This is a genomic window from Salinispora pacifica CNR114, assembly GCF_000514775.1.
Taxonomy (GTDB): domain Bacteria; phylum Actinomycetota; class Actinomycetes; order Mycobacteriales; family Micromonosporaceae; genus Micromonospora; species Micromonospora pacifica.
Map to the genome: position 1 here is coordinate 178,378 of NZ_KI911467.1, position 16,222 is coordinate 194,599.

Annotated in this window: 17 protein-coding genes; 11 read left to right on the forward strand and 6 right to left on the reverse strand. The window is 69.7% G+C overall.

What is annotated here, in order from left to right; all coding sequences use genetic code 11:
- Positions 1–2: 2 nt before the first annotated feature.
- Entirely contained in the window at positions 3–1,124 is a 1,122-nt protein-coding gene (locus B118_RS0125740) for a glycosyltransferase (RefSeq protein WP_018219831.1), read from the reverse strand.
- Positions 1,121–2,128 carry a methyltransferase gene (locus B118_RS0125745; protein ID WP_018811713.1) on the reverse strand — a complete coding sequence of 336 codons (1,008 nt, stop codon included), beginning with the start codon at positions 2,126–2,128 and terminating at the stop codon, positions 1,121–1,123. Before B118_RS0125745 ends, B118_RS0125740 begins: the two co-directional genes overlap by 4 nt.
- 291 nt (positions 2,129–2,419) lie before the next feature.
- Here B118_RS0125745 and B118_RS0125750 point away from each other — a divergent pair, with 291 nt between their 5' ends.
- The 4 genes from B118_RS0125750 to B118_RS0125765 all read left to right on the forward strand — a co-directional run bounded on the left by B118_RS0125750 (position 2,420) and on the right by B118_RS0125765 (position 6,090).
- Positions 2,420–3,346, forward strand: coding sequence for a putative sugar O-methyltransferase (locus tag B118_RS0125750; protein ID WP_018811714.1), 927 nt, complete (start codon positions 2,420–2,422; stop codon positions 3,344–3,346).
- Positions 3,347–3,411: 65 nt separating this feature from the next.
- Positions 3,412–4,416 carry an NAD-dependent epimerase/dehydratase family protein gene (locus B118_RS0125755; RefSeq protein WP_050563720.1) on the forward strand — a complete coding sequence of 335 codons (1,005 nt, stop codon included), beginning with the start codon at positions 3,412–3,414 and terminating at the stop codon, positions 4,414–4,416.
- 9 nt (positions 4,417–4,425) lie between these two features.
- On the forward strand, positions 4,426–5,037 hold the full coding sequence (locus B118_RS0125760; RefSeq protein ID WP_018811716.1) for a dTDP-4-dehydrorhamnose 3,5-epimerase family protein: 612 nt from the start codon (positions 4,426–4,428) through the stop codon (positions 5,035–5,037).
- Positions 5,038–5,085: 48 nt separating this feature from the next.
- Positions 5,086–6,090, forward strand: coding sequence for a Gfo/Idh/MocA family protein (locus B118_RS0125765; RefSeq protein ID WP_028193700.1), 1,005 nt, complete (start codon positions 5,086–5,088; stop codon positions 6,088–6,090).
- Between the two features lie 28 nt (positions 6,091–6,118).
- On the opposite strand, the gene B118_RS0125770 is transcribed toward B118_RS0125765, so the two are convergent.
- The 3 genes from B118_RS0125770 to B118_RS0125780 all read right to left on the reverse strand — a co-directional run bounded on the left by B118_RS0125770 (position 6,119) and on the right by B118_RS0125780 (position 9,237).
- Complete coding sequence (locus tag B118_RS0125770) at positions 6,119–6,853, reverse strand: YdcF family protein (RefSeq protein WP_018219825.1); 735 nt, start codon at positions 6,851–6,853, stop codon at positions 6,119–6,121.
- Between the two features lie 115 nt (positions 6,854–6,968).
- Positions 6,969–8,000 carry a glycosyltransferase gene (locus tag B118_RS0125775; RefSeq protein WP_028193701.1) on the reverse strand — a complete coding sequence of 344 codons (1,032 nt, stop codon included), beginning with the start codon at positions 7,998–8,000 and terminating at the stop codon, positions 6,969–6,971.
- Between the two features lie 25 nt (positions 8,001–8,025).
- Positions 8,026–9,237, reverse strand: coding sequence for a DegT/DnrJ/EryC1/StrS family aminotransferase (locus B118_RS0125780; RefSeq protein ID WP_018219823.1), 1,212 nt, complete (start codon positions 9,235–9,237; stop codon positions 8,026–8,028).
- Positions 9,238–9,412: 175 nt separating this feature from the next.
- Between B118_RS0125780 and rfbB the strand changes: the two genes are divergently transcribed.
- The 6 genes from rfbB to B118_RS0125810 all read left to right on the forward strand — a co-directional run bounded on the left by rfbB (position 9,413) and on the right by B118_RS0125810 (position 15,235).
- Positions 9,413–10,429 carry a dTDP-glucose 4,6-dehydratase gene (gene rfbB / locus B118_RS0125785; RefSeq protein WP_028193702.1) on the forward strand — a complete coding sequence of 339 codons (1,017 nt, stop codon included), beginning with the start codon at positions 9,413–9,415 and terminating at the stop codon, positions 10,427–10,429.
- A complete protein-coding gene (locus B118_RS0125790) occupies positions 10,357–11,697 on the forward strand; it encodes a beta-ketoacyl-[acyl-carrier-protein] synthase family protein (RefSeq protein ID WP_018219821.1) in 1,341 nt (446 codons plus the stop codon). The genes rfbB and B118_RS0125790 overlap by 73 nt, the downstream gene beginning before the upstream one ends.
- The gene (locus B118_RS0125795; RefSeq protein WP_028193703.1) at positions 11,694–13,022 is read left to right on the forward strand and encodes a ketosynthase chain-length factor; all 1,329 of its coding nucleotides are present in this window, start codon (positions 11,694–11,696) and stop codon (positions 13,020–13,022) included. Before B118_RS0125790 ends, B118_RS0125795 begins: the two co-directional genes overlap by 4 nt.
- Positions 12,988–13,233, forward strand: a complete 246-nt coding sequence (locus B118_RS0125800) for an acyl carrier protein (RefSeq protein WP_018219819.1) — start codon at positions 12,988–12,990, stop codon at positions 13,231–13,233. Before B118_RS0125795 ends, B118_RS0125800 begins: the two co-directional genes overlap by 35 nt.
- Positions 13,215–14,198, forward strand: coding sequence for an acyltransferase domain-containing protein (locus tag B118_RS0125805; RefSeq protein ID WP_018811719.1), 984 nt, complete (start codon positions 13,215–13,217; stop codon positions 14,196–14,198). The genes B118_RS0125800 and B118_RS0125805 overlap by 19 nt, the downstream gene beginning before the upstream one ends.
- 62 nt (positions 14,199–14,260) lie before the next feature.
- Positions 14,261–15,235: an LnmK family bifunctional acyltransferase/decarboxylase gene (locus B118_RS0125810; protein ID WP_027647141.1), complete on the forward strand. Its 975-nt coding sequence runs from the start codon at positions 14,261–14,263 to the stop codon at positions 15,233–15,235.
- An 18-nt stretch (positions 15,236–15,253) separates the two neighbouring features.
- Here B118_RS0125810 and B118_RS0125815 read toward each other — a convergent pair whose 3' ends face one another.
- Positions 15,254–15,577, reverse strand: a complete 324-nt coding sequence (locus tag B118_RS0125815) for an acyl carrier protein (RefSeq protein ID WP_018219816.1) — start codon at positions 15,575–15,577, stop codon at positions 15,254–15,256.
- A 111-nt stretch (positions 15,578–15,688) separates the two neighbouring features.
- Here B118_RS0125815 and B118_RS0125820 point away from each other — a divergent pair, with 111 nt between their 5' ends.
- Complete coding sequence (locus B118_RS0125820) at positions 15,689–16,150, forward strand: helix-turn-helix domain-containing protein (protein WP_018219815.1); 462 nt, start codon at positions 15,689–15,691, stop codon at positions 16,148–16,150.
- Positions 16,151–16,222: the final 72 nt, after the last annotated feature.

The window sequence follows — 16,222 nt, forward strand, 5'->3', positions numbered from 1 at the left end:
TTTCATCGGGTGGCGGTCAGCGTTTCCATCCTCCGGACGACGTCGGCCGGGGTGGGCAGTGCGGCCAGCTCGGCGGCGAGGGCCTGCGCCTGCCGGGCGTACCGGTGGTCGGCGAGTAGCTCTCGGCTGTGGGCGGCCAGTACGTCCGCCAGCTCGTGGTCGGCCTGGTGGGGAGCGCGGGCCGTCACGGCGGCGCCGAAGTTGGACAGAGCGTCGGCGATCGCCCTGGTGTGCGTGTTCGGGGGAGTGATCACCTGCGGCACTCCCGCGGCGATGACGGCCATCGTGGTGGTGGCGCCGCCGTGGTGGACCGCCAGGTCACAGGTGGGTGCCACGGTGTCCAACGGGATCCAACCGATGCGGACGTCCTCCGCCGTCGCACCGAACTCCTCGGCGACCCGAGTGGGCGCCGCGATCACCACCTCGGCGCCCACGGCGGTGAGCTGCGCTGCCAGCCGCCGCAACGAACGGCCGGCGAGCATGCGATGGTGCGTTCCGGAGGTGATCAACACCCGGGAGCGGCCCGGCGGACGGGTGTAGGCCCACCGTTGGAGGCGACGCTGGGGGTTCGTGGCCACGTAGCGCATGGGGTGCACGTCGGCGGCGGGCGACGACCGCAGCGACGGCGGGCTGACATCAACCACCAGGTCGGGTTTGGGTAGCCCGCCCAGACCCCGGCGGCTCAGCTCCGGCGCAAGCTCCTCCGCCGCCACCGGGTCGATCTCCGCCATCGGAATTCGCAGATACTCGATGTGTCGTACGAAGGGGACGTCCCGTGCCGCGGCGAGCAACCCTGCCGCGTAGCTCATCGAGCTACCGACGATGACGTCCGGCCTCCAGTCCTGTGCCAGCTCGCTCAGGCCCGCCAGCGTGGCGGCGGCCATCCTCCCCAGTCCGCGGCCGGTCACCACCATCTCGTGCGGCGAGTCGACGGTGGCGAGGAAGCGCCGGATCGACGCCGACGTGATCGACACCCCGGGTAGGCCGACCGTCTCCACCGCGTCGATGAGCGGCTCGTTCGTGGCCACCAGTACCTCGTGCCCCGCGTTGCGTACCGCATGGGCCAGGGCGGTCATCGCATAGACAGTGACGTGGCTGCCGGTGGTGAGGAAGAGAAACCTCATCGGCGGGCGTTGGTCTTCCGTGCGGTGCTGCCCGCCGCGAGGCGGCATTCGGTGACGAACTGACCCGACGGACTGTGCCCGGATGCCGTCACGGCGAGGCCGGCGCGCGCGGCGAGGTCCCGGAACTCGTCCAGGGTCCGGGGCTTGCCGCCGGTCTGCACCATCATCAGTAGCCCGGCCGAGGCGGCCGACCGCCCCGGGGAGACCCCGCCGACCACGACCACGCGGCCGTCCGGTGCCGCGGCCTCGGCGCAGCGGGTGAGCAGCGCGACGGCCTGCTCGTCTGGCCAGTCCAGGAGTAGACGTTTGAGCAGGTAGACGTCGGCTCCGGCGGGCAGCGGGTCGAAGAAGCTCTGCCCCTGTACGGCGACCCGGTCGGCAACCCCCGCGGCCGCGAAGACCTCGGTGGACCGGGCGACCGTTCGGGGTAGGTCAATCAGGGTGCCGCGGACCGTCGGTCGGGCCCGCAGGATTTCGGCGAGCGTCTCGCCGGTCCCACCGCCCACGTCAACGACGTGACCGACCTGAGTCCAGGCGTCGTCGAGGAGGACCGCCGGATCGGATGCCTCGCCGGCGCGCCGACCCATGTTCGCGTCGTAGCTGGCCGAGAGGTCGGAGTCGGCGTCGAGGTCGGCCCAGTAGGAGCGTCCGAAGACGGTCTGGTATCCGGGTTGTCCGGTCCGCACCGTCGCCAGCAGTCCGCTCCAGGCGGCGGCGCTGCGTCCACCGTGGCCGTCCAGGGCCAGGCCGTGCAGCCGGCCGGACCTCAGCAGGGAACGGGCCGCCTCGTTCAGGGCGAACTCGCCCTCGACCGGCTCTTCGAAGACGCCCTTGCCGACCAGGTGGCGCAGGACCCGGGCCAGGCAGTCCCGGTCACACTCGGTGTGGCGGGCAAGCTCTCCGATCTCGGTGACGCCAGCCGCCAGCTGCTCGGCCACGCCCAGGGTTACCACCACGCGTAGGCTCCACGGCGTCGCCAGGTCGCTGAGTGAGTCGACATCCACCTTTTCTGGCACTGCGTCGTCCCTCCACTGTTGGGTGGCCTGCGGCGGCCCGCTTCGTGGCCATTATCGGCGTGCTGCTGCTCGTTCGAGAATGTGTTCAATCCCTGTTTGTGGGGCCCGCCCGCGGAGTTGTTCAGCTGGGGACCGTGGCCAGTTGAACGTCGTCACACCGCAACTGTGGCGTTGCGGCGTGCCGGACCAGATGTCAGACTCCGTCGAGATCGAGTACGTCCACACCGTCGAGCGGGTAAAAGCGTTTTCGATACCTTCCCTGGGTGAAAGACGGTCGAGATGACAGGCGTATACCGAGCGAGCCGACAGTGGGAACGCATCACTCGGCACTGGTTCACCGAGGACGCGGCAGTAGATCTCTCGCACTTCAAGTCGGAGCGGCCGAACCACAAGATGTCGTTGTGGGATCCTGAGGTGAACGGCGTGCGGTATCTCAAAACGCTGGTACACAATCTGGCGACCACACTTGATCCGGACGACTGGGCGCGGTTGCGTCGGACGGCCCGGCGTGAGGTGGGTGATCCGGTCGTGGTGCGGTGGCACGGAATGCCGATCTGCCTGGACTACCTGCAGGCCACGCTCGAGGTCGGGTTCATCGAGCGGAGCATCGACCTACGGGGCGCCCGGGTGCTCGAGATCGGAGCCGGCTACGGGCGGACCTGTCACACCCTGCTGTCAAACTATGATGTCGCTGCCTACTACATTGTGGATCTGCGCAGTACCATGCGGTTCAGCCGTCGCTATCTGCGGGTGGTCCTGGACGATGCCCAGTTCGCGAAGCTCCGCTTCGTCCCGGTGGAGGACGGGGACGTGGGACTGGCCCTCAGCGGAAGCGATTTCGACCTCGGCATCAACATCAACTCGTTCGCCGAAATGACCCCGGAGACCGTACGCTGCTACCTCGATTTGATCGACCGGCGGTGCGCGGCCCTGTATGTGAAGAACCCCGTCGGCAAGTACCAGGATCGGAGCCTGGACGGACACGTCGAGGGCGACGAGGCCCGATGGCGGGCGATGGAGACCGGTCCACTCCGCCAGGTTCTGGATATCCACGACAACCAGGCGGTGCGGGCCGCCGTGCCGGGGTTCCTCGCGGCCTATCGGCCCGGCCCCGACTGGCGCGATGTCAATGATGCGTGGGCCGTGCCGTGGAGCTTCTACTGGCAGGCCGTCTACCGCCGGAAACGACCGGGCGGTGGCGGCTGACCAGCCGGACCGGCGACGAAGCCGGAGGGTACGACAACTCGCGAACACCGGAGATCGGAGGAGCGGTGGACCGGGAGCCGGCGACGGGCGGTGACCCACCCCTGGTGAGCGTACTGGGAGCGGCTGGCTATCTGGGGTCGGTCGTCACCGCCCGGTTGGCGCAGCTTCCGATCCGGTTGCGGGCCGCCTCGCGTCGCCGTAGCCCGCTACCGGAGCAGGTGGTGGCCGAGGTGGAGGTCTGCACCGGGGACCTCACCGAGACAGAGCGCCTGGCCGATGTCGTCGCGGGCGCCGACGTCATCTTGCACCTGGGTAAACACAGCGGTGGGTGGCGTGACGCCGACACTCCGGAGGGAGAACGGGTGAACGTGGGCATCGTGCGTGACCTCATCGAGATTCTCGGCCGGCGCCGGCCGACGCGGACCACTCCGTTGGTGGTGCTCGCCGCGACCACCCTGCAGGTGGGACAGCCCCCGAAGCGGCCGATGACCGGCAGCGAACCGGACCGTCCGGAGACCGCCTACGGCCGGCAGAAGCTGACCGCCGAACGGTTGCTGAAGGCCGCGAGCGCGGCGTCGGTACTGCGTGGGGTCAGCCTGCGGCTGCCGACCGTGTTCGGGCAGAGCCCACTGTCCCCGGTGGCTGATCAGGGCGTGGTGGTCACGATGGCCCGGCGGGCCCTCGCCGGTCAGCCGCTGACGATGTGGCATGACGGCACCGTTCGGCGGGACCTGGTGTATGTCGAGGATGCCGCGGACGCCTTCCTGGCCGCCATGCGCTGCCCGGATGCGCTGACCGGTCGACACTGGCTGGTGGGCTCCGGCCGCCCGGACACGCTGGGCGCGGTCTTCCGCACGGTGGCGAGGTCGGTCGCGGCGCAGACCGGCGAGTCGGCCGTACCGGTGATCTCGGTACCGGCGCCGGCCGACGCCCCCGTGATCGACTTTCAGAGTATGCAGATCGACCCGACGCCCTTCCAGCGTGTCTCGGGGTGGTGTGCGCGCACGGAGCTCGCGGAGGCGGTGCACCGCACCGTGGCGGCCCTGCTCGACGGGCGTGACCGGTTCTAGGGAGGCCAGGTGAAGGTCGAGAAGCTCACGGTCCAGGGCGCGTTCGTGTTTACCCCCGAGGTCTTTCCCGACCGCCGTGGACTGTTCGTGTCACCGTTCCAGCGAGCACCGTTCGCTGCGGCGAGCGGGAGCCCGCTCCTGCCCGTCGCGCAGACCAACCACAGCGTGTCCCACCGGGGTGTGGTCCGCGGAGTCCACTACACCAGCGCGCCGCCGGGTGCGGCGAAGTACGTCTACTGTGCTGCCGGTACGGCGATCGACATCGTCGTGGACGTCCGCGTCGGTTCACCGACGTTCGGCCGCTGGGACGCGGTGCGGATGAGCTCGCGGGAGATCCGGGCGGTGTACTTTCCGGTCGGGGTCGGGCACGCCTTCGTGTCGCTCGCCGACGACACCGTCATGTCCTACATGCTCACCGGGTCGTATGTCCCGGAGCATGAGCGGGTGGTCTCCGCCCTCGACCCAGCTCTGGGGCTGCCGATCCCCACGGACCTGGAAACGATCATCTCTGACCGGGACCGGGGGAGTCCGAGTCTGGCCGAGACCGCCGAGGCCGGCCTGCTCCCCGACTACCAGCTGTGCCAGGTGCTGGAGCAGCAGCTGTATCAGGTGGCCCACTGATCGCCGCCGGGCCGGCTGTCGGCCGGCTCCAGTGAAGGGAGGTGCCGGATGCCCGCTCTCATCCGGCTGGGAGTCCTGGGGTGTGCCAGCATCGCGCTCCGCCGGTTTCTGCCGGCCTTGACCGAAGCGACCGGGATCGAACTGAGAGCGGTCGCGAGCCGCGACCCCGCCCGGGCCGGTACGGTCGCCGAGCAGTTCGGCTGCCGGGCTGTCGACGGGTACGACGAGTTGCTGGACCGGGCCGACATTGACGCGGTATACATCCCACTGCCCACCGGGCTGCACGCGTACTGGGTGAGCCGGGCCCTGGCGGCCGGCAAGCACGTGCTCTCCGAAAAGCCGCTCACCAGTGACCAGGTCACCGCCCGCAAGCTGGTGAACCAGGCGGAGCAGGCGGGACTCTGGCTACTGGAGAACTACATGTTTCTCCACCACCGTCAGCACGAGATGGTCCGCGACCTTGTCGCCGCGGGCCGGATCGGCACGACCCGGCTCTTCACCGCACGATTCGGCATCCCGCCACTCGCCCCGACGAACTGGCGCTACTACGGCGAGTTCGGCGGGGGCGCGCTGCTCGACGTCGGCGTCTATCCGCTGCGCGCCGCCACCTACTTCCTCGGCCCGGAGCTCGACGTCGTCGGCTCGGTGCTGCGGACGAGTCCGGGCCGCGGCGTTGACCTGGCCGGCCACGTCCTGCTGGCGACCCCGTCGGGGGTGACGGCAGAACTCTCCTTCGGGTTCGAGCACGCGTACCGATCCTGTTATTCGCTCTGGGGGGAACGGGCGCGACTCACCCTGGACCGGGCTTTCACTCCGCCGGTCACCCGACAGCCGGTGATCCGGATCGAGGCTGACGGCCATCCCGAGGAGGTGCGGCTCCCCGCAGATCATCAGTTCCGGAACATCGCGGAGTTCTTCGCCCGGTCCGTGCTCGATGATGCGGACTACCGTCCGCAGGCGAGGGCGATCAACCAGCAGGCGGAACTGATCGACAAGGTGCGGTCGTCCGCCGTGCGCCTCCCCTCGTCGCACGGGGACGCACGGAGCGGGTGAATCGGCTGACGGGCCGGGCAGCCGGGTACTATCGCGGTGGTTGGGCAGTGCTGCCGCGGGCGGACATGAACTCCGCGACCATCGCCACGAACGCCTTCTTGTCGGTATCCGGAAGGAAGAAGTACGGCGCGATGACCTCGGAGAGCCCGGGCCGTACGAACGTCATCGGCTGGTCGCGCCGGTGGAGCGGCTCGATGACGCAGACATCCTCGGGGTGGGTGCCCCAGTAGGCCATGTCGGTGGCGACCGTGTACCACTGCTGTTCCGTCGCGATCAGACCGTACGCCCGAGCGACGGTCTGCTCCTTGAGGCAGCGGGGAGCATGGCTGGCGGCAGTTACCTGCAGCACCCGGTGCACGCCGTGCGCGGCGAAGATGCCCGCCGCGGTCTCCAACTCGGCGACCGTGTTGCCGGCCTGCGGCATGATGATGATGTCCCGTAGCGCCTGCCGGAAGGCGGCCCGTTGCGGGCCGGCGAGCCGGGCCAGGAGCGGGCGCAGCCGGGGGAACTCCTCGAGCCGGGCGAGGTTCGCCAGGAAGAACCGCTTCGTGAACTCACCCTCGTTGATGCCGTCGCGCTGGGAGAAGCCGCTGCCCATGACGATGCAGCCGAGCTCGTGATCAGGGCTCAGGGTCAGGATCTCCCGCGCCAGTGTGGCCGCGTCGCCCAACCTGTCGTCCCGGGGGCGACCAAGGACCAGGTCCTCCCACGCCTCCGTCTCGAGGTGACGACTGTGCAGAAGGACGCCCACCTTCGTGGTCAATACGGAACTCCTCCGGTGTGGGCCTGCTGGTGCGGTTCAGGATAGCCAGCATCGATCCCTGGCCGGGGCGGCGGCCGGCCCCGGCCAAGGCTCCCCGGCCCAGGTTGGGCCCCGGCTATCGGCTGGCGACCAGTTCCTCTACCGTGTGCACGACCTCGGCGGGCGGGGGAAGTCCGGCGATTTCGGCGGCCAGGAGCCGTGCGCGTTCGGTGTACCCGGGCTCGGCGAGGATTCGCCGGCAACCGGCGGCGATCGCCTCGACCGCCGCCCGGTCGCCGTCCGGGGGCACCGGGGCGGCGGTCAGGCCCGCGCCGACGTCGGTGAGGGCCCTCGCGACGGACCGGGAGTAGTCGTTGTCGGGGACCACCAGCTGCGGTGCGCCGGCGTTCAGCACCGTCATCGTGGTAGCCGCGCCGCCGTGGTGTACCGCCAGATCACAGGTGGGGGCGACGACATCCAACGGTACCCAGCCGACGCGGACATCGCGGAACTGCGCGCCGAACTCCGCGGCGGCGCGTTCCGGTGCCGCGATCACCACCTCGGCGCCAGCCGCGATGAGCTGGTCCACCAGATGTCGGATGACGCTGCTGCGCGAGTGCAGGAAGAGGTTGCGCGTGCCCGCGGTAACCAGCACCCGCGGGCGGTCGGCGGGCCGGGTGTACATCCATGGCTGCAGGCGACCCTGCCGGTTTTTCGGAATCCAGCGCATCGGCCGTGCGCCGGGGGTGGGCGACGGCCGGAGGCCCGGCGGGCACACGTCGATGAACAGGTCGGCCGCCGGTGGCCCGCTCAGGCCAAGTCGCTCCAGGTCGGGTGTGATTCCCGGCTCTGGGCGCAGCGGCACGATGTCCCAGTAGTGGCGCACGTACAGCGCCTGGGTCTCCACGGCGACGAGGCCGGGGACGTAGGACAGGCCACCGACCACCACATCGGGTGGCCACTGCCCCGCCAACTCCAGCAGGGCCCGCAACCGGGCCGCGGGCTTTCCCGGATGGGGCGTGGGGACCGCCGGCAACCCGATCGCCGCCGCGGTCTCCAGCAGCGGTTCGTCGGCGGTCAGCAGGATTTCGTGACCGGCGTTACGGGCCGCGGTCGCCAGTGGGGCGATACAGAACACGGTGGACTGACTACCCCCGACGGTGAACATGAACTTCATCGATTTGAGGTACTTTCTAGGAGGTGGCGAAGGGGCGGGTGGGGCTCGGGCCAAGCCGGTTGGCGAGCTCCGGTCCGTGGGAGATCGCGCAGCGCACGATGCTGCAGATTCGGTCAATATCCGCCGCGCAGACCGCCGGGCCGGTCGGCAGGGCGAGGACCTGCTCCGCCAGGCGCTCGGTGTGCGGCAGAGAGACCGGCCGCTGGGACCGGTAGGGCTCCAGCTGGTGACAGCCCGGGGAGAAATAGCGCTGCGCGCCGGCATTCTCCGCTCGGAGTATCCGCATCACCAGGTCGCGATGGATGCCCGTCACCGCTTCGTCGATCTTGAGGATGACGTACTGCCGGTTGGGCTCCTGGGCCTCGTCGAAGTCGACGACAGTCAGGCCGCCCAGTCCGCGCAGCGCGGCACAGTAGCGTGCGTGGTTGGCCCGATTGTGGCGCACCGTGGTAGCCAGTGCGTCCAGCGAGGTCAGTCCCATCGCCGCGGAGGCCTCGGTCATCTTGGCGTTGGTGCCGACCCCCACGCTACGGCCGTCGGTGGTGATCCCAAAGGTACGCAGCGCGCGAAGCTCCCCGGCGAGAGCGTCGTCGTTGGTCGCCACCGCACCGCCCTCGAAACAGTTGACCACCTTGGTGGCGTGGAAACTGAACATCTCCGCGCTACCGAAACCACCGATCCGGCGGCCCTGATGGCTACACCCCAGTGCGTGCGCCGCGTCGAAGACGAGCGTGAGGCCGTGCGCGGCAGCTACCTTCTCCAGCTCACCCGCCGGGCTGGGCCGGCCCCAGAGGTGAACTCCGACGATGCCCGAGGTACGCGGGGTCAGCACCGTCTCCACCTGCTGCGGGTCGAGACATCCGGTCTCCGGATCGACGTCGGCGAAGACCGGCGTCAGCCCCAGCATCGAGGCGGCATGTGCGGTGGCCACGTAGGTCATCGCGGGCATGATGATCTCGCCGGTGAGCTCGGTGGCCTGGTAGAGCAGCTGCAGCGCCATGGTGCCGCTGCAGGTCGCCACGCAGTGCCGTACGCCTGCCAGCGTCGCGATGCGTTCCTCGAACTCCCGGACCAGGGCGCCATTGGTGAGCCACTTGTTGTCCAGCGCGGTGTGCAGTCGCTCGAACAACCGCGACCGCTCTCCCACGCTGGGCGTTCCCACCTGCAGCATCTGCGGGAACGTCGGAGTCCCGCCGAGAATGGCGAGATCGGCGACCGTGTCTTTCACGCGCGGGCCTCCAAAGCCGTACGAGCTGTCGGACGAGCACCGTCGCGTACCGCGCTCGTCCCCCGGTGGAGCCCGGCTGGTGGCGCGCGGCGCCGGGTGGTGCGGTGGACCCGCTCCACCGCCGTTCCAGTGGAGCTCCACCCGGGGCCGGTCGTCTCCGGCAAGGCTCGCAGCCATGAGAATCCTCGTGACCGGGGGAGCCGGCTTCGTCGGCTCGCAGTACGTACGTAACCTCCTCGACGGCGTCTACCAGGGGTACGAGAACGCGGAGATCACCGTCCTGGACCTCCTCACGTACGCGGGGCGCCGGGCGAACCTGCCGGTGGCGGACCGTCGGCTGACCTTCGTCCGGGGCGACATCGGTGACCGGGGCCTCCTTCTCGACCTGCTGCCGGGGCAGGACGCGGTCGTCCACTTCGCGGCCGAAAGCCACGTGGACCGGTCACTACAGGACGCGTCGCCGTTCCTGGCGACCAACGTGCTGGGTACCCAGAACCTGCTGGAGTGCTGCCTGCGTCTCGGTATCGAACGGATCGTGCAGGTCTCGACGGATGAGGTCTACGGCACCATCGCGGAAGGCGCCTGGACGGAGGAGCATCCGCTCCGGCCGAACTCCCCGTACGCCGCCTCGAAGGCTGCGGCCGATCTGCTCGCCCGCGCCTATCACCGCTCCTACGGGCTGCCGGTGGTGATCACTCGCTGCACCAACAACTATGGGCCGTACCAGCATGTCGAGAAGGTGATCCCGCGGTTCGTCACCAACCTGCTGACCGGCCAGCCGGTGCCGCTCTACGGAGATGGCCAGAATGTCCGGGAGTGGCTGCACGTCGCGGACCACTGCCGCGGGGTGCAGCTGGCGCTGCAGCAGGGGCGCGCGGGTGAGATCTACCATCTCAGTGGTGGAGTTGAGCTGACCAACCGAGAGCTCACCGCACTCCTCGTGGAGCTCTGCGGAGCCAGCTGGGACGCGGTTCGGTTCGTCGCCGACCGGTTGGGACACGACCGGCGCTACAGCCTCGACGACGGCAAGGCCCGCCACGAACTCGGCTACGCCCCGCAGGTGTCGTTCGAATCGGGCCTGGCCGCGGTTGTGAACTGGTACCGCGACAACCGCGACTGGTGGGCGGAGCGTACGCACGACCCGCGACCAGCCCGGGAGAGCGCCGGCTCGAGCATGGCGGTGCCCCGGTGAGCGCACCAAGGGTCGTGATCACGGGCCTCGGCGTCGTGGCGCCCGGCGGTGTGGGTACGAAGGCGTTCTGGCACCTGATCACCGCCGGCCGGACCGCGACCCGGCCGATCACCGCTTTCGACGCTGCCGCGTTCCGGTCGCGGATCGCCGCCGAGGTGGACTTCGAGGCGGCGCAGGCGGAGCTGTCCCACCGAGAGCGTCGTCGACTGGACCGAGCCGCCCAGTTCGCCCTGGTCGCGACGAGGGAGGCGATCGCCGACGGTGGCCTGGAGCCGGACCGGTTCGATCCCACCCGGGTTGGGGTGAGTCTCGGCACTGCCGTCGGTGCCACCTGCAACCTGGAATCCGAGTATCTCGCCCTCAGCGACACCGGGCGGGAGTGGGTCCTGGATCACCGGTATGCCAGCCCACACCTCTACGACTACTTCATGCCCGGCTCGATGGCGGCGGAAATCGCCGCGGAGTGCAACGCCCAGGGTCCAGTCACTGTGGTCTCGGCGGGATGCACCTCCGGCCTGGACGCGGTCGGCCACGCGGCCGATCTGATCCGGGAGGGCGCCGCCGACGTGATGGTCACCGGCGGTACCGACGCGCCCATCTCGCCGATCACGGTCGCCTGTTTCGACGCCATTCGGGCGACCTCACCGAGTAACGACGATGCCGCACACGCGTTGCGGCCCTTTGATCGCACCCGGAACGGCTTCGTTCTCGGCGAGGGCGCCGCCACGCTGTTGCTGGAGACCGAGGAGCACGCGCGGGCCCGCGGCGCCCGGATCTATGCCGAGATCGCCGGCTTCGCCTCGCGGAGTAACGCCTACCATATGACGGGCCTGCGGCCCGACGGCGCCGAGATGGCCGCCGCCATCACCGCCGCCCTGGCCGAGAGCCGGCGCTCGCCCCAGTCCATTGACTACGTCAACGCCCACGGCACGGCGACCAAACAGAACGATCGCCATGAGACCGCCGCGCTCAAACGGGCACTCGGTCCGCACGCGTACCGGACGCCGGTCAGCTCGATCAAATCGATGATCGGTCATTCGCTCGGGGCCATCGGCTCGATCGAGATCGCCGCCTGCACCCTCGCCCTCGACCAGGGTGTTGTCCCACCCACCGCGAACCTGCGCGAGCCGGATCCGGAGCTCGACCTGGACTACGTCCCGCTACACGCCCGGGAGCAGCGGCTCGACACGGTGTTGAGCGTCGGCAGCGGCTTCGGCGGCTTCCAGAGCGCGATCGTGCTCACCCGGTTGGGCACGGGACCGGCATGACCACAGCGGTGATCACCGGCATCGGCGTCGCGGCGCCGAACGGCGCCGGGACCGAGAACTTCTGGGCCGCGACGCTCCGCGGCGAATCCGGCATCGGCCCGATCCGCCGCTTCGACACACGGGGCTATCCGGCTCGACTGGGTGGCGAGATCGACGACTTCGACCCGGCGGAGCACCTGCCCCGCCGGCTGCTACCACAGACCGACCGGATGACCCAGCTCGCCCTCACGGCGTCGGCGTGGGCGTTGGCCGACTCCGGGGTGGCGCCGGGCACCTACGACCCGGGCGAGACCGGGGTGGCGATGGCCGGGGCGTTCGGCGGCTTCGAGTACGGCCAGCGGGAGCTGGAGAACCTCTGGTGTTCCGGCCCGGAGCGCGTCAGTGTCTACATGTCGTTTGCCTGGTTCTACGCCGTCAACACCGGGCAGCTGTCCATCCGGCACGTCCTGCGGGGCCCGGCCGGCGTCGTCGTCGGTGACCAGGCCGGCGGGCTCGACGCGGTGGCGCAGGCCCGGCGTAACATCCGCAAGGGGGCGCGGCTGATGCTCTCCGGCGGCTTCGACAGCTCCTTCTGTCCGTACGGGTGGGTCGCCCGGATCAGCGACGGGACGCTGAGCACCGACGAGGATCCGCGTACCGCCTATCTTCCCTTCGACCTCCGCGCCCGGGGTCAGGTCCCCGGCGAGGGGGGTGCGGTCCTGGTGGTCGAGGAGGCCGCCGCGGCCCGCCGTCGCGGTACCCGGATCTACGGGGAGATCGCCGGGTACGCCGCGACGTTCGACGCCGCGGCCCGGTACGGCGGTGAGCGGGGTCTGGGCCGCGCGGTGGAGGCCGCTCTCGCCGATGCGGGGGTGACCGCCCGGGAGGTTGGGGTGGTCTTCGCAGACGGTTCCGGTCGGCCGGCCGACGACCGTGCCGAGGCCGAGACCATAGCGGCTGTCTTCGGTCCGCAGGGGGTGCCGGTCACGGTCCCGAAGACCATGACCGGACGGATGAGCTCCGGTGGCGCCCCGGTCGACCTCGCCGGTGCGCTGCTGGCGATGCGAGACGGGCTCATCCCGCCGACGGTCAATGTGCGAACGGTGGCCCCGGGCGCGCGGCTGGATCTCGTCACCGGTGTTCCCCGGCCGTGGCAGCCGGGACCTGCGTTGGTGCTGGCGCGGGGCCGGGGTGGTTTCAACTCCGCCATGGTGCTCCGGCCTGGCACCGCGGCTCCCAACCGCACCGGAGCAGCCAGCGTCACCGGCCGCGAAGCACCCACCCGATCAGGAGGGAAACGTCATGAAGCAGATGACACTGTCGGCCCTGGAGGAGATCATGCATAGGTGCGCGGGGGACGACGAGTCCACGGATTCGTTCCAACAAGCCCCCGAACGGGCCTTCGCCGACCTCGGCTACGACTCTCTCGCGCTCCTGGAGACCCAGAGCGTGATTCGGCGCGAGTACGGCGTTGACCTCTCCGAGCAGGCGTTGGGAGCGGCGGAAACGCCGCAGCAGTTGGTTGACCTCGTGAACCGATGGCTGTCGGCCGTCTGACCGGCCCACTGGCCCTGCTGATGCCGGGCCAGAGCGCCCAGTACCAGGGGATGGGTAGCGGGCTGTACCGCGATGTACCGGAGTTCGCGCAGCTCATGGACGAGCTGTTCCTGCTGATGGGGGCGGCCGGAGACGAGCTCCGTTCGGACTGGCTCGCCGCTTCGCCCCGGGTACCGATCGACCATGCCGACCGCTCCCAGCCGTTACTCTTCGCCATCGACTATGCGCTCGGCCGGCTCCTGATGGATTGGGGACTGCGCCCGACAGTTCTACTCGGGCACAGCATCGGCGAGCTGGCCGCGGCGACACTGGCCGGGATCTTCGATCCGGCCAGCGCGGTCCGGATCGTGCGGCACCGGGTCGGTCAGTTCGCGACGGTGCCGGCGGGCGGGATGGCCGCCGTCGCCGCGTCCCGAGCGCAGGTGCAGCCCCACCTCCGGCCGGGGGTCGACATCGGCGCGATCAACGCGCCCCGGCAGACCGTGATCGCGGGGGCGGCCGAACCACTGCGGACCACCCTGGCCACGCTCCGGCGGGCAGGCTTCACCTCGGCGCCGGTGCCGTCAACGGTGCCGTTCCACAGCGAGCTACTCCGTCCGGTGGCCGTCGCAGCTGGTCCGTTGCTGGCCAGCCTGCCGGTCCGGTCGCCACAGATACCCCTGGTTTCCGGGTACACCGCCGGCTACCTGACCGACGCCGAGGCGCGGGATCCCGGGTACTGGGCGCGTCAACCGGTGGACCCGGTGCTGTTCTGGCCGGCCTTGACGACCCTGGCGGACGCCGGGCCGCAGCTGCTGGTCGAGTGTGGCCCGGGGAACGGCCTGACGACACTCGCGCGGCGGCTGCCGCAGGTTCGCTCCGGGCACAGCGAGGTGCTGGCGCTGCTCGGCCCGCCGACGGGTCCGTCCCGGGAGGCCGAGCAGCTCGCCGCCGCCGCTGCCCGCCTCGGGATCTCCCCGCCCTGATCCGGCTTTCTCCGAACACCAGCCACGGAGGGGACACGCTCCTCCAGAATTGTGGAGGCGAGATGGCGACCTACCAACCGGCCCCGTTCACCCAGGTCGGTCGCCCGGCGCTGGTTCGTGGCCCGGGCGACTGGTGGGAACGCGTCGAGTTGATTACCCCGGCGATGTGCGGCCCCAACTCGCTCTTCGTCGGGCAACTCGGGGACTGGACGTGGGACGCGGTGGGCGCCGCCTGCCACCTTGACCCCTACTCCGCGGTGGATCCGGCCGGTAACCCGGTCTATCTCTCCTTCGCGTACTTCCGGGTTCAGGCCTGCCGGGAGTTGTCCGTAGAGCAGTTGACCTTCGGTGATCGGCTGCGGGTGCGCTCCAAGGTCTTCTCCTGCGGCGGCGATTCAGTGCTGACCGTGCATCAGGTCAGCCGCCACGACGGGGTATCCGGCACGGCCCTGAGCGGGGACACCGCCGGCACGGACGACTTCTTCAGTTACGACACGCCCGGCTGCCTGCATGTCGAGACGTTCAACCGGTGGATTCAGCGCTCCGGTGCGGGAACAAACCATGGGTTGCGGCGGGCCACGCCGGTCGGCTTCCGAATAGATCACCTGGAGCAGATCGCCGACGAGTACACCCCGCGGCGAATCATGTCGAATGTCCGTCGGGCGGCCGGATTCCGGTCGGTGGGGGAGCCACCGCCGCAGGTTCGCGTGACGCTGACCTATCAGGTGAGCGCCAGCCGTGATCTGAACGGCGTCGGCCTACTGTACTTCGCGTCGTACTTCTCAATTGTGGATTGGGCCGTCCTGCAGCTGTGGCGCTCGCTCGGCCGGTCGGTGGCGGGCTTCCTTCGCCGGCGGGTCCTGGATCGGCAGGTCTGTCTGGTGGCCAACGCCAACGCCGACGATGTGCTCGATGTCGAAGTCACGATGTACCGAGATGCTTCGGGGGAGGAGGTGGTCGATGTGAGCCTCCGCCGGGGCCAGGACGACAGCCTGCTCGCTGTGGCGCGTCAGCGGATCACCCCGCCAGCGAACTGACGGCGGGCTGCTCCGCCGTTACGAACCGAGGTGGTCATTGATGAAATCGACCAGCGCCCGGGGTGTGTGGACGCGCTCCAGGTCGTCCTCGGAGATCAGGACGCCGTAGTCGCGTTTGATCCGGCTGTGCGTCTCCAGCAGCGCCAGCGAGTCGTACCCCAGCTCATCAAAGGGCTGGTCTGGGGCGTGCTCGAACGACTGCCAGTCCCCGTCCCAGACGTACTGGCGCATGAGGAGCTCGAGCTCCCGCAACGTGATCGGCGGCACGAACGACTCCTTCGCCCTGCGGTCGATGTGGCTGCCGGCGCCCGGTGCCCCATCCGAACCGTTTTCGGATCGCATTGTGCCGATCCTGCGGCCCCGACCTCCGGGTACGCTCGAGGGCGAATCGAACCTCGTACCGGCGAGTCGGCGGCGAACGGCTGGACGGGGGCCGGGGAGTCTTTGCAGAATATGTGCGTGCGTGCTCAGCAGCCGAACCCGGACGAGGTTCGATCCCGCCTGCGCCATCTCGCGCGACTGCGGCAGGTCCGGGACCGTATCGACCGGGAGTACGCGCAGCCGCTGGACGTGCAGGCGTTAGCCCGCGGAGTGAACATGTCCGCCGGGCATCTAAGCCGTGAGTTCCGCCTTGCCTACGGTGAGTCGCCGTACGCGTACCTGCTGACCCGGCGGGTGGAGCGGGCGATGACACTACTGCGACGTGGCGACATGACCGTAACGGAGGTCTGCTTCGCGGTCGGCTCCTCCTCGCTGGGGACGTTCAGCACGCGCTTCACCGAACTGGTGGGCGTGCCCCCCAGCACGTACCGGCGGATGGCGTCGGAGGCGACGGCGGGGATGCCGTCGTGTGTGTCGAAGCAGGTGACTCGGCCGGTGCGGAGCCGATCGGCGGGGGAGCGGCAACCGGTCTGAGCACGGGACGACCCGAGCCCAGCTTGAGCGCTGCCCGAGCACCGCCGGCCAGACTTCGGCCGGGTAGCCATC